Annotated in this window: 14 protein-coding genes and 1 tRNA gene; 11 read left to right on the top strand and 4 right to left on the bottom strand. The window is 47.8% G+C overall.

Annotation, left to right across the window (positions count from 1 at the left end):
* Positions 1–1,001, top strand: a 1,001-nt coding sequence (locus ONV78_RS26760; RefSeq protein WP_279507559.1) for a hypothetical protein, incomplete at its 5' end; no start/stop codon positions are given.
* A 362-nt stretch (positions 1,002–1,363) separates the two neighbouring features.
* Here the strand turns inward: ONV78_RS26760 and ONV78_RS26765 are convergent.
* Positions 1,364–1,915 (bottom strand): PEP-CTERM sorting domain-containing protein, encoded by a 552-nt coding sequence (locus ONV78_RS26765; protein ID WP_279507560.1) that lies wholly within the window; start codon positions 1,913–1,915, stop codon positions 1,364–1,366.
* Between the two features lie 1,076 nt (positions 1,916–2,991).
* Between ONV78_RS26765 and ONV78_RS26770 the strand changes: the two genes are divergently transcribed.
* From ONV78_RS26770 to ONV78_RS26790, 5 genes are all read left to right on the top strand, one after another.
* Complete coding sequence (locus ONV78_RS26770) at positions 2,992–3,423, top strand: hypothetical protein (protein ID WP_279507562.1); 432 nt, start codon at positions 2,992–2,994, stop codon at positions 3,421–3,423.
* Between the two features lie 462 nt (positions 3,424–3,885).
* Positions 3,886–4,266, top strand: a complete 381-nt coding sequence (locus ONV78_RS26775) for a hypothetical protein (RefSeq protein WP_279507564.1) — start codon at positions 3,886–3,888, stop codon at positions 4,264–4,266.
* Positions 4,267–4,360: 94 nt separating this feature from the next.
* The gene (locus ONV78_RS26780; protein WP_279507566.1) at positions 4,361–4,777 is read left to right on the top strand and encodes a hypothetical protein; all 417 of its coding nucleotides are present in this window, start codon (positions 4,361–4,363) and stop codon (positions 4,775–4,777) included.
* An 88-nt stretch (positions 4,778–4,865) separates the two neighbouring features.
* Entirely contained in the window at positions 4,866–5,741 is an 876-nt protein-coding gene (locus ONV78_RS26785) for a hypothetical protein (RefSeq protein WP_279507568.1), read from the top strand.
* Positions 5,742–5,793: 52 nt separating this feature from the next.
* Positions 5,794–6,249, top strand: a complete 456-nt coding sequence (locus ONV78_RS26790; RefSeq protein ID WP_279507571.1) for a hypothetical protein — start codon at positions 5,794–5,796, stop codon at positions 6,247–6,249.
* A 1,260-nt stretch (positions 6,250–7,509) separates the two neighbouring features.
* On the opposite strand, the gene ONV78_RS26795 is transcribed toward ONV78_RS26790, so the two are convergent.
* The 3 genes from ONV78_RS26795 to mutY form a co-directional block, all read right to left on the bottom strand.
* Positions 7,510–7,585 (bottom strand) — tRNA-Phe (locus ONV78_RS26795).
* A gap of 57 nt (positions 7,586–7,642) precedes the next feature.
* Positions 7,643–7,912: an oxidative damage protection protein gene (locus tag ONV78_RS26800; protein WP_011395279.1), complete on the bottom strand. Its 270-nt coding sequence runs from the start codon at positions 7,910–7,912 to the stop codon at positions 7,643–7,645.
* A gap of 74 nt (positions 7,913–7,986) precedes the next feature.
* Positions 7,987–9,156 (bottom strand): A/G-specific adenine glycosylase, encoded by a 1,170-nt coding sequence (mutY, locus tag ONV78_RS26805; RefSeq protein ID WP_279507573.1) that lies wholly within the window; start codon positions 9,154–9,156, stop codon positions 7,987–7,989.
* A gap of 269 nt (positions 9,157–9,425) precedes the next feature.
* Between mutY and ONV78_RS26810 the strand changes: the two genes are divergently transcribed.
* The 5 genes from ONV78_RS26810 to hisF all read left to right on the top strand — a co-directional run bounded on the left by ONV78_RS26810 (position 9,426) and on the right by hisF (position 12,929).
* Positions 9,426–9,890, top strand: a complete 465-nt coding sequence (locus tag ONV78_RS26810) for an SRPBCC family protein (protein WP_279507575.1) — start codon at positions 9,426–9,428, stop codon at positions 9,888–9,890.
* Positions 9,891–10,005: 115 nt separating this feature from the next.
* A complete protein-coding gene (hisB, locus tag ONV78_RS26815; protein WP_011395282.1) occupies positions 10,006–10,599 on the top strand; it encodes an imidazoleglycerol-phosphate dehydratase HisB in 594 nt (197 codons plus the stop codon).
* Positions 10,600–10,675: 76 nt separating this feature from the next.
* The gene (hisH, locus tag ONV78_RS26820) at positions 10,676–11,320 is read left to right on the top strand and encodes an imidazole glycerol phosphate synthase subunit HisH (protein ID WP_279507579.1); all 645 of its coding nucleotides are present in this window, start codon (positions 10,676–10,678) and stop codon (positions 11,318–11,320) included.
* Positions 11,321–11,375: 55 nt separating this feature from the next.
* Positions 11,376–12,110 carry a 1-(5-phosphoribosyl)-5-[(5-phosphoribosylamino)methylideneamino]imidazole-4-carboxamide isomerase gene (hisA, locus tag ONV78_RS26825; RefSeq protein ID WP_127973113.1) on the top strand — a complete coding sequence of 245 codons (735 nt, stop codon included), beginning with the start codon at positions 11,376–11,378 and terminating at the stop codon, positions 12,108–12,110.
* Positions 12,111–12,155: 45 nt separating this feature from the next.
* Complete coding sequence (gene hisF, locus ONV78_RS26830) at positions 12,156–12,929, top strand: imidazole glycerol phosphate synthase subunit HisF (RefSeq protein ID WP_216738610.1); 774 nt, start codon at positions 12,156–12,158, stop codon at positions 12,927–12,929.
* Positions 12,930–12,976: the final 47 nt, after the last annotated feature.

Below are 12,976 nucleotides of genomic sequence, written 5' to 3' on the forward strand. Positions count from 1 at the left end.
AGCTCCGAAAAAAGCGTCCTTGTATCCCAATAGGACCAGATTTTTCAAAGGCTGAAGCTATTCAGGTTTCCTTGTCAGGAACTAAAGTCAGCTTTTTAATGAACCGCCATCTTCCTGATGGCTTCTATGAAGAATATATTTCTCCTTCTGGCGAATATAACTTATTTGACAGTAACCTATACGAAACTGACCGTAGAAAGATTGGTGAGGAAGCCTGCTATAAAGAACTAAGATATATAGTTCCTTTACGGCGTTGCTGGGCTTTTCGAGGACAGGCGTTTACCGGCTATGCCGCCCAAGTGGACGCTACTGTCTCGGTTCAGAGAATTACCCCGTCAAGCAAAGACTTTTCGCTATTAAGGCCTGACCATTTTCAGCAGTTCATAACGGATGCTTTAACTACTGAATATGGTCACTTGGTTTCGAATGGACGCAGCAAATTTGATGCGCCGGTTCACTGGAAACCAGATAGTCGCCATCCAATACATGCTGTGACATTTGAAGTGACGCCTGTGACCAGTGGCGATGACCGAAAGGTTATATATGCTTTCCCGGTTGATCATGAAGTCTGCGTCTTTATATATTTTCATCTTTTGCAATATGAGCCGGGAGAGCTCTCGAAGAAAGACGCAATGGTGTCGCCCAAACCGCTCTACGAGCTTGTAGAAAACATCATATCCAGCGTTAAGATCGAGCTATCGCCTTCCGCACTTAATGAGTTGGAGCACATTAAGTGCACTCACTCCAGCGCAAAAATCTCTAAAACACTCAATCCTTTGAAGTGGACGATACCAGAGCAAGACGCGGAGTGGGAGGAATATTGCAAGAACCTGGTTGAGCTACGCAGGCTTAGTTACTCAGACCAACAAGTTCCTAAATCCGAGCAAGATAAACACCACAATAAAATGAACGCAGCCACGACCGAAGAAGAAATGCTTAAGTTAATGGAGCAGGCTGCTGAGATGGAGGCTAAACACTCTAGCCAAGGTAAAAAGAGTTAAATCAGCTATCGGATCAATACTGAAAACACCTTTGAGCTAACGCTCGGGTGTTTTCAGTCCCTTTGTACTCAGCAGCTAAGCTGAGCAAACTAATCCCGTCGAAGACTCCCCACTTCCAAGCTGTCAATGCAGTCCATTTTCATGTAGCAGCAATCCGGCGCAGTGTGCACCAATCTGTCAGCGGCGGATAACCTGAACCTGGCCGCCGCCGACCCAAAGCGGCCATTGTTCCTGTTGCAATTATTGGTTGAATCCGCTTTTGTACCGTTAACGTCTGCAGTTGCGGCTTGAGTAAACTGGCGGCTTTTTGCCGCGCAGCGCGAAAAGGTGACAGTTTACCCAAGTCCGGCAAGCTGCACTTGTTAGATTTTTCTATTTCGGACCAATAACCCCATCCCCAAGACAAGCAAAGCAAAAGTCGATGGCTCAGGAACAGCATGCAGAACGATGTTATCTATATTACCTAAAGCCCAAAAAGAAAATGAATTTCCATTTGCCCAGTTGCCTGAAAGATGACTGTTGGAATACGAAAAGTTAGAGCCATAAATATTTACTACCGCATCGTTATAAACCTCAAGCCAGCTTAGATTATCAAGATAGGTGATATTGGTTTCACTGTTATTAAAAACTTTAAGCCAAGAAATATCGCCAGCCGAGATATTGATAGTTGAATTATGATAACCAAAGAGCCAGCTAGTTTCTCCACCATTTATATTTATGGTGGAGTTGTCATACGCATAAAGCCAGCTAATATCAGAATCTGGCATTGCAGTCAGGGTAGATTGGTCATGTGTGTAAACCATTGATTCACTACCATTTATATTAATTGCATCATTTTCATTGATGGTCAGGCTGTATGCTGACGTTGATAATAAAACTAATAATACAGCAAATGTGCTTTTTACTACTTTCATTTTATAACTCCATTTTTTTACTACTGGAAAAATCTAATATTTGTATAACGTGCATGCGCGTTTCTCAATTTTGGTTTTTAAAGATACTTTCGCCAGTTCCATGATTCCATTGGAAATTCATTGAAATCGGCTCTTGTGGCTCACTGGAAAAACGAGCATGCGCATATATCTTACCCACTTGGTCCCGTTATTTAAATGGGCCTGTATCTAGATTATTGAATTCCTAAATTTTTCTAATAGAACAAGATGACAAATCGAGCCAGTGGTATCGGTAAAATTAGCATGCTTCTAGAGAATTCAGAGATATGCTGAAATTTCAACCAGTATTAAGCCTCGCATTGAATGTGATGAAAGGAGTGCCCGTTCCTGGGGGTTGGTAGGCAGGAAAATTTTAGGTCAGAGTAAAAAACTATTAATATCCGCTTATGGCCGAAAGCGGTCTATTGCCATTTAATGTTAAATAAAAAGGTAGCATTTCTCTCTGACGTCTGCTTTCGGGCAAGTACTGTGCCCTTCTCTAACTGTACAGCCCCCAAATTTTCATCCGCCCAAAAGCCATGCTGTCGTCTCGCTACAGTCCGCAAGCTTTTGTGGAACGAAAATTCACTCCTCCTCACGCCTGCGGGTTTTGCAAAAAACTTAGTGTAGGGAAAGTCGGAAAACAGGGCAGCCCTCATGCTGGGCGGGCAGGCTCCTAAGTGCTGAAATTCATCTATTGAAAATTTTTGAGGCGTTTTGAATTGTAAGTGAGAGAAAAAGTCGCCTCTCGTAGGGGGGGGGCGACTTGCGCTTGCAGTCAAGATGCTCGCTCGTTTTGTCGTGCCGAATGGCTTGTTTTTCAAATGATGTTGTCCTGAAAAGTGCTTCTATTCAATAACTTGAGTTCTTGCTTGTTGTGATAACGAGCCCCTAAGTAAAGTGTATGTGCGGACGCACGGTATTTCGTAAATGAGATGGTTTGACTTTTCAGTACCTTTACTCTGGAATAAGTGGGTTTGAGGAACTATCTTCAAATAGTTGGAATGGAAAAGCGCGTATACGTGATATACAAATGTTAACTTAAATGGGTTCGTATTGTGAAAGTAGAAATAGGTGGCGATATCCAAAGTCTTGAAGTGGTGGAATATGTTATTCGTGATATCGTTTGTTCTTCTAATCCGCATGTAGGGCCTCAATCAATACCACACTTTCAAGCTCGAATAAGAATTGATGAAAAGTCTAATTATTCTTCATTTGATTGTGAGCTATCTTATTCTGACGCAGAAAATAAATTCCTAGGGCTTACAGAAACGCACTCTGTAAAGAGGAGAAGTGTCACAAACGAGCCTCGCTCTATATCGGAAGCACTTGATATACCAGAGGGAACGACAAGAGTGGTCGCAAGATTTATAGAGGAAAAGGAATTAAGTTCTAAGTGGGGAGAAATGACCTTTAAGCTGGGTGGTTTTTTTATATTAATAGTTTTGGGAGCCTGGGCTGCTTCTTCACTACTAAGTTTGATAGGTTAACAAGTGCAGGCAGATCGAGCCATTTTTCGTTCATCTTCCCCTGCATGAAAAATATACTCCTGCTGCAGGCGTTATATTCATATCCCAAAACATTAAATAAATATTTTATTGGGAAAAGATATGGAGGGCGTTTTGGATAAGCAGAACGAAAAACCAAATTTTTCACAAGCAATGATAGAAGAAGAAAAAACATCCCAATGGATGGATATACGAAACCGATCCGAAATTTGACCCTGATGTTGATGTGCCGCCAGAAGGGATCAAAGGGGCGTGGAAGATTGATGAGCACGGAGATTTAACGGGTGAATACAAAAGTAACTAAAATTACAAACCTTAATGAATCTAAGAAGTTTACCGTAGTTACTTTTACTTCTGCGCTCCGTTTTGGTATGGCCACGAAATTCCAAACCAAAGCCCCACTCTCGCAGTACCAGTCACACCTAAAGGCTTTATGTTTAGAGCATGAATGATAATGTAACTCCAATTTATCCTCCTTTGTGGTCTGTCATGGCGAATGTAAGGAAAGAAACTTCTTACGGACCTGGAGGAAAGGGTGTAATAAAAGGCACAACGCTATTTTCGCCGGGAACAAAGGTGTACCTATTACCATGCGCCTGGGATCCAGGCTGGGGAAAGTACGAAGTTTTAGGTATTTGTAAGAGATCAGGAAAGTTTATTCGCACTGTCGTAGACAATAAATACCTAACTAGCTGGCGTGTTAAACTTATTTATTCTCCTTCAATGGTACTGCGACTAGAAAAGCAACTGGAAGGTCGTTACTGGAACGAAGAAAGCGCAAAGCTGTTTATTGGAAATGTGGAGAAATACTGGATTAATGCATAAAAAACTGCCCTAGGGAAAAACCTACGCTTTGTTCAGGCTTGCTCTCGAGCACACTGTAATACATTGTAGATGTCTTCTCTAAAAGGAGCTCTTCATGTCAATGAGCTTACTTGTGGTTCTGGCTCTTGGAGTAGAACCAAATACGAATGAGCTAAACCAATTCGCGAAGGAGAATGAGTATAATATTGAATACGCTAAAAACACATTTTTAAATGAACGTTCAGGCTTTCTTCCGGCGAAACTGAATGGCCAGGAGGCTGGCGTGGAAGTTTACTCGTTTCCTGTCTCAGAATTATCCGAACCATTCAAAACAGTAGTACCTCTCAAATTTAGTGAAGGTACTGTTTATCAACTTCGTTTCGGCGTGAATCCTATTGAGGCTCAATCAGCATTTACTACAGCAGTAATTCTAATAACTAAATATAATGGCGTAGCTATCGATGATCAGTCGGGTAGTTTAATGTCAGCAGAACAGTTAAATCAGGCGCTTTCTTATTTCACTGTTATGTGATGGTTAATTGTAAACAGACTATCATGAGGGTGCTGTTAAACGTATCTACAACCGTAGTCTAGAAAGATAGTTTTTAGGAAGAATCTATATGAAGTTTTTTGATAAGTTTAGAAAGTCAAAGCCTGGTGATCCAAACGAATTTTGGAACCAACTTTCAAATAAAGTGAATCTTGATCGTAGCCCATTTCAAGCAATGACAGAGGATGAGTTAGGTGAGCTAATCTCTAAAGCCCAGGCATCATACCGACGCGCAATATCCGCGGATAGAGCTGGGGAAATTTCTATTTCTCGTAAGCACTATCAACAAGCATTTGAATATTTGCCAACACATATAGAAGCCCTTGACAACTATGCCATAGGCCTTGTTGAAGAGCTTAAATTCTCAGAGGCAATTCCTTTCTTTGAACAATCTTCGGTGGCTGAGCCTAATAGTCCACTCGCATTCGTTTACTTGGTGAAGTGTTATGAAGAAACAGGCGCAAAGAATTTATCCTCCGCTTGTGCTCAGTATTTGCTTCATCATTGGCCTGATAAATCTCCATACATAGACTGGAGTCATCTCGGTAAGCCAAAAGGAAAACAGCATCTGGCATCGCCGCTGGAGGAAGGTCAAGTTTGGAAATACAAAACCCGAGATTGCGATGATTCTTCTACAATATGGATCAAGTTGATTGAGCCTAGTGATGATGGAAGAGTGATTGTGCATATTTCAGTTTCAGGAGTCCAAGCTCCAGATGGTAGTTTGATATTTATATCTCATCTTCCTTATGATGTTAATGCTTTACTGGATTGCGTGACATCGAAATTGGATGTGAAACAAGATTGGGAGCGTGAGGATGATCATTTTGGTGAAGGTTATGGAATGTGGTTTGAGGCATACAGTTCCGGTAAGGCTGGAGTTTTTACAGCGCCCTTAAGTAAAGTTATTGAAGGTATGCTTCAGGCTATACCTGGAAAAAATTAAAATCATGTGCTCGCGTTTAACAAGAAGATGCAGGGGGTGGCCAAAATAATCGATGAAAAAATTACACTTTATATATTTATTTTTACTGACCGCTCGATGTGTGTCGGCGCTTGAGTTAAAAGAGTGTGAATCACTTGGAGGAAGCACTAACGTTGTAACCTTTAATGATCAGGTTGCAAAACTATCAGCTGTTTCCGAGAAGGGGGATTCCGACTGGTTACTTGATCTTCGTATTTCAAAGGAGAAAGTAGAATTGAAGGAATATTCTCGCTCTGGGGGAAATACTGAATTTGAAACGCAATACTCAACCTATGATATTGCGTATCAAGACAGCAGTAGTATCTATGGAATAAAGCATCCTGATGCGAATACTCTGACTAAATCTGGGCAGTTCCTGTTCATTGATGTCAACGGTTCTATTGTCCATTTATCAATAGTTCATCCAGCAAAGAAAAATATTGTAAATCCTACTTCAGTTCAGCTTAGTGTGGTATTTTCATGCAAGTAAAGGCTATAACAATCACAAGCACGTTAGCCCCTTCGGGGCTGGAATTCCACTCTTGTCCGTATCGTCGGTGCTAGGCGTCAAAAGTTATCGCATGACGAATGAGAGAGTTTGGCAGAGTCTAGTTAATTCCCTATCAGGTCTAGAAGGAACTTATCCTGTATCAATGATCTACGATACACAGTCGTACATGCCTGGGGTTGAAGAGTATTTAATTAATCTTCAAGTTGGCGAATATATTTAAAAAACGAAATTCTATTTAGATGTGTTTTGGGACGAATATATTAATCAAACCTACTCTGGATACTGAAGCACACTAACGACCACTCAGTAGTGGTGGTCGGGCTGGACAAGATGGTTGGGTGTATAAAATAACGCCATCACAAATCTCTACTGAGAAAGTTGGTTCTTGTACAAGCTTTGAAGTTAACCCATTTGATTTAGTTTCGAGGTATCTCTCAAAAGCAAAAAAGATCGTGCTTTCAGGTTTTGTAAATGAGTACATAAAGTCAAAAGCCTAAAAAGTCTGTCAACAGGACATTTTTTGCTTAGCGCCACTTTACTGCAAAACTCCGCTGCACAAAAAATGCCTGCTACAGAGGCGTTAAGTGCACGTAGGTGGACTCAGCAAATGTTGGCTACATCGTCCCTATCCAGCCATCTCCGAGAAAAAGTGGCTACGCTGATCTGCAACAACAGCATGCTCTGGAGTGCCAGTGGTAGCGTCGTTGTTTCGTGAGGATAAAAAGGGGACGGCCTACCCCTGAGATCTCAACCATCATCGCTTCTGAGGAGGGGCGTAATAGACACGCAGTCATTGATCACCAAATACCTTTTCCTGCGAGACAACAGCATCTGCATGTACTGCAGATAAAGCTCCTATCCGTACTGCTCACTCGGGGTCACACCATGCCAGTTCCCGGAGATGGATAGGCAGTCTTTCGGTTGGCTGAATGAGTGCGTCTATTAGGTTGTTATAAAGCCTAAATAGAGGAGGGTAGGAATGGTGCTAAAAAATGAGACATTGAGGCGATCAGGCGCTTTTGAGTATCGATAGTGAATTTGCGTTGACACTTTGTTGACACATCGACCCGTGACAATAAAAGAAGAAGGGCTAGTTTCTTTTACTTTTTTGGGGTTTTGAAAGGGCAGGGGGTGTGTTGAGCTTGCCGGGTGTCTGAATTGCTAAGCTCTTTATTGGCGTGGATTTTCTTGGGCTAGAAACGAAAAAAGCCCGCATATAAATGCAGGCTTTTAGAATGGTGGTGCCCAGAGGCGGAATCGAACCACCGACACGGGGATTTTCAATCCCCTGCTCTACCGACTGAGCTATCTGGGCGACGGCGCGTATTTAAACCTCTGGGAGAAAAAAGGTCAAGCATATTTTTTTAATTTTTTAGTCTTTAGGAACAAAGCCTTCCGCTGCGTCGAAATTTTCGTTGTTGAGGAACTTCTCCATCTGCTCGGTGAGGTAGGTGCGAGCGTCCGGGTCCATCAGGTTTAAACGCTTTTCGTTGATGAGCATGGTCTGGTGTTGCAGCCACTCCTGCCATGCTTTCTTGGAAACAGTCTCGAACAATTCCTTGCCGCGGGCGCCCGGCATGGGGGGCAGGGCGAGGCCTTCGAGTTCTTGCTGATACTTTTTGCAGAATACCATTCGCGCCATGTTGCTTATCCTTTATTGGGTTTCGTGTAGTTTCAATTATCTGAGTGTGATTAGGTTCGATTATAACAAAGCTGTCAGAGCAGGCGCTTTTGCCTGTCCAGCGACTTCTGGCTGAGCCACTTCTCTATAGGAGCGGGCAGGCCGGGTAATTCCTGCTCCGGATCGAACCACTGGCTGTCGGATTCGCCGACGATGGACGCAACGTCCTCCCGCCGCTCAAGGTCGGCTGTAGAAGCGATAATGGGCTTCAATATCAGATGATAGTGAGAAAAGGTGTGGCGGAACGGCGACGCCAGCTCATATTGCTTCAACTGTAGATGCTTCTGTTCTTTCCAGCTTTGCAGGGCGTCCGGCAGGTCCATGTTCTTATCGCTTTCCGGCAGAGACCAGAGTCCACCCCAAATGCCTGTCGGCGGTCTGCGCTCCAATAGAATGTGTCCGTCCTCATTTTGCAGCACCAGGACAAAGCGCTCATGAGTGGGGATCTTCTTACCAGCTTTGGGAGTTGGCAATTGGTCCGTCAAGTCCTGCGCCAGCCCTTGGCAGGTGTCCTCCATGGGGCATCGACTACAGGCGGGTTTGCTGCGGGTGCAAAGGGTGGCGCCGAGGTCCATGATCGCCTGAGTGTAATCGGTGACTCGCTCGACAGGTGTGTAAGCGTCCGCTAACTCCCACAGGCGGACTTCAATTTCCCGTTTCCCCGGCCAGCCTTCTACGGCGTCATGACGACAGAGTACGCGTTTGACGTTGCCGTCCAGAATCGGCGCACGAATGCCGAAGCCCATGGACAGAATCGCGCCGGCGGTGGAGCGCCCGATGCCAGGTAATTCCTGAATTGTTTCCAGCGTGTGGGGAAACTCTCCGTTGAATTTCTCCACTATAGTCTTGGCGGCTTTATGTAAGTTGCGCGCCCGGGCGTAATACCCCAGACCGGCCCAGTGAGACAGCACCGTATCCTGATCCGCCTCTGCTAACGTCGCGACAGTGGGAAAGCTCTCCATGAATTTGATGAAGTAGGGAATCACTGTGCTGACTTGGGTTTGCTGCAGCATGATCTCCGATATCCACACGTGATAAGGCGTGCGTGGATCTTGCCAGGGCAGGTCATGGCGCCCATGTTGGTCGAACCATGTCAGCAGGCGCGCGGCGAAGCTGTTTGTCGCCGTGGCGGCGTCCTGCTCGCCGGCGGAATCATGGGATAGAGTAACAGGCTGTTTTTTTTGGGGATTCGACGGATTGTTCATGTAAGTAGATAGACTTGTGGCAATTAGCGTAGCAAACTATGGGCCCTGAAGGATCGATTTGTCGGGCGTACTCCGGCGGATAGCGCGTCCCGCCCGCTGTTGCAGCGGCCGCTTAGATAGCGCGTCCGTATATAAAAGACGTGTCCGTATATAAAGACGTATCCGTATATATAGAACAGTACTTCGCGGAGTGTACAGGATTACGCCTGATAAACCACACCAATGAAAACCCGCCGATAATAAAGTGTGCAGTCTTAAGGAGATAGCTTGTGTCTGTAAACATCACAATTGAAATCAGCCGAACCTTCGAAACACCCGCCAGTTACGACAGGGTGTTCGATTTGCTGGCCGACGTGCCGGCTTCCGTATCCCACTTTCCGAAAGTGGAGCAGTTGGTGGACCTGGGCGATAACGCCTATCGCTGGGAAATGAAAAAGATCGGCGTCGACAAGCATGCTATCCAGACTGTTTACGCCTGCCAGTACAGCGCAGATAAAGAACGCGGCAGCATCACCTGGGCGCCTATAAAAGGAGAAGGGAACAGCGAAGTGCAGGGTTCCTGGACCGTGGTGGATAAAGGCGGTCGCGTGGAAGCGCGCTTCCAGACCAAAGGCTCACTGACTTTGCCTCTGCCAAGTCTGCTGAAACTGGCCATCAGCCCCGTGGTTAAACACGAGTTTAACTCTCTGGTCGACGTCTATATGGACAACCTGCAAAAAGAATTCGCCTCCTGATACCTGCGTGTATGCGGTGGGACCGGACGGATTATCCGCGACGGTCCCCGGCGCTGTAGGCTAAGCGGAGATTACACGCTATAATGCGCGTTTTCTGCATTGGCTGGAGTAACGCATGGCGGAGCGCAAGGCGGAAGTCACCCGCAATACGCTGGAAACCCAAATCACCTGCAAGATTAACCTCGACGGCAGCGGTCAGGCCCGTTTCGAAACCGGCGTGCCGTTTCTCGACCATATGCTGGATCAGGTCGCCAGACACGGCCTGATTGATATGGATATCGTCGCCAAAGGCGATCTGCATATCGACGCCCACCACACAGTGGAAGACATCGGCATCACTTTAGGACAAGCCGTCGCCAAAGCCCTTGGCGATAAAAAAGGCATCCGTCGTTATGGTCACTCCTATGTGCCTCTGGACGAAGCCCTGTCCCGCGTAGTGATCGACTTCTCCGGTCGCCCCGGCCTGGAAATGCACGTCGAGTTCACCCGCTCCATGATTGGCCAGTTCGATGTCGATCTGTTCTACGAATTCTTCCAGGGCTTTGTGAATCACGCTCAGGTAACCCTGCATATCGATAACCTGCGTGGACGCAATTCTCACCACCAGATTGAAACAGTGTTCAAAGCTTTCGGTCGCGCACTGCGCATGGCGCTGGAGCTGGACCCTCGCATGGCCGGCATTATGCCGTCCACCAAGGGCGCGCTGTAATTCCGTAACCAGGGGCCGTCTATGAAAGCGGCCTTTTTTACGTTTAGCGAATAAAACAGGAACGGTCATACCAAGCATGAATACGATCGCGGTCATTGATTATGGAATGGGTAACCTGCACTCGGTGTCGAAGGCGTTGCAGCATGTGGCGCCGGATGCGAGGGTGTTGGTGACCGCCGACCCGAAGATCATCGCTGAGGCGGATCGCGTACTGGTGCCCGGCGTGGGCGCAATGCGTGACTGCATGGGCGAAATCGTGCGCCTTGGCTTCGACAGGATTATCCTCGACGCAGTCGCCTCCGGCCGCCCTATGCTGGGCGTATGCGTGGGCATGCAGGTGTTGCTGCAACGCAGCGAGGAAAACAACGGCGTCGACTGCCTTAAAGTCTTTCCCGGCGACGTAAAATTTTTCGGCTACGGTTTGACTGAAAATGGCGAGCGTCTGAAAGTGCCGCACATGGGCTGGAACGAGGTCAAACAAACCGTTGACCACCCCATGTGGGACGGCATCGCCGACAATGATCGTTTCTATTTTGTGCATTCCTATTATGCGGCGGGCGACCACCCGGAAGTCGTGGCGGGAACCTGCCGTTATGGCGTGGATTTCGCCGCCGCCATCGCGCGCGACAATATCTTCGCCGCGCAATTCCACCCGGAAAAAAGCCAGCACGCCGGGCTGCAGTTACTGAAGAACTTCACCCGTTGGAACGGCCGTCCTTGATCGTGGCGGCTGCAACATTCCCTACAGCCAGACATCCGAACGACTGAGAACCACAATGCTTATAATCCCCGCGATAGACTTGAAAGATGGTAAGTGCGTGCGCCTGAAGCAGGGCCGCATGGACGACTCCACCGTATTCTCCGATGATCCCGTGGCCATGGCCGCGCAATGGGTCGACGCAGGCGCTCGCAGACTGCATCTGGTGGACCTGAACGGCGCTTTCGCCGGCAAACCAGTGAACGGTGAAATCGTCTCCGCCATCGCCAAAGCGTACCCGGATCTGCCCATTCAGATCGGCGGCGGCATTCGCGAATTGGACATCATCGAACAGTATCTGGATGCGGGCGTGAAGTACGTCATCATCGGCACCAAAGCGGTGAAAGAGCCGGCTTTCGTCGAAGAAGCCTGTCGCGCTTTCCCGGGCGCCGTCATCGTCGGCATTGACGCCAAAGACGGCATGGTCGCGACGGAAGGTTGGGCGGAAGTCAGTTCCGTCAGCGCTGTGGATCTGGCGAAACAGTTCCGCGACGCGGGCGTTTCCTCCATCGTTTACACGGACATCGCCCGCGACGGCATGATGCAAGGTGTGAACGTGGAAGCTACTGCGGCGCTGGCGCGGGAGTCAGGTTTACCGGTTATCGCATCTGGCGGCGTCACCAACATGGACGACATTCGTCGCCTGGCGACAGTGGCGGACAGCGGCGTTATCGGCGCAATTACCGGACGAGCCATTTATGAAGGCGCGCTGGATCTGCGCGAAGCGCAAACGTACTGCGACTCCATTGGCTAACGCAGCACACGAACACCCGTATCAGACAGACACATAGGTAACAACATGGGCTTGGCGAAACGCATTATTCCTTGCTTGGACGTAGATAAAGGAAGAGTGGTCAAAGGCGTTCAGTTTGTGGACATCCGCGACGCAGGCGACCCAGTGGAAGTGGCGAAGCGCTACGACGAGCAGGGCGCGGATGAAATCACTTTTCTGGACATCACCGCCAGCCATGAGGGCCGCGACACCACTGTGCATACCGTGGAGCGCATGGCCAGCCAAGTGTTTATTCCCCTGACTGTCGGCGGCGGCATTCGTAAGTTGGAGGATATCCGCACCATGCTGAATGCCGGCGCGGATAAAGTCAGCATTAATACCGCCGCTGTATTCACTCCTGAATTTGTCGGTGAAGCGGCCGCCAAGTTCGGCAGTCAGTGCATTGTCGTGGCGATCGACGCCAAGAAAGTCTCCGCGCCCGGCGAAGCTGAGCGCTGGGAGATATTCACCCACGGTGGTCGCAAGCCAACCGGGTTGGACGCTATTGTCTGGGCCAGAAAAATGGTGGAGTTCGGCGCGGGAGAAATCCTGTTGACCAGCATGGATCGCGACGGCGCCAAAAACGGTTTTGACCTGGCGCTGACCCGTGCGGTGAGCGACGCTGTGTCTGTGCCTGTGATCGCCTCCGGAGGCGTAGGTAACCTGCAGCATCTGGTCGATGGCGTTAAAGACGGCGGCGCCGACGCCGTGCTGGCCGCCAGCATTTTCCACTTCGGCGAATACAGCATCCCTGAGGCCAAAGCGTTTATGGCCAAGCAGGGCGTTGAAGTGCGCATTTGATTTTCGCTGACGTATTCCTGCGCGACCACTGAACTGCAAAGGTAAAG

This window comes from Hahella sp. CR1 (assembly GCF_029813005.1).
In the GTDB taxonomy this organism is placed as follows: Bacteria; Pseudomonadota; Gammaproteobacteria; order Pseudomonadales; family Oleiphilaceae; genus Hahella.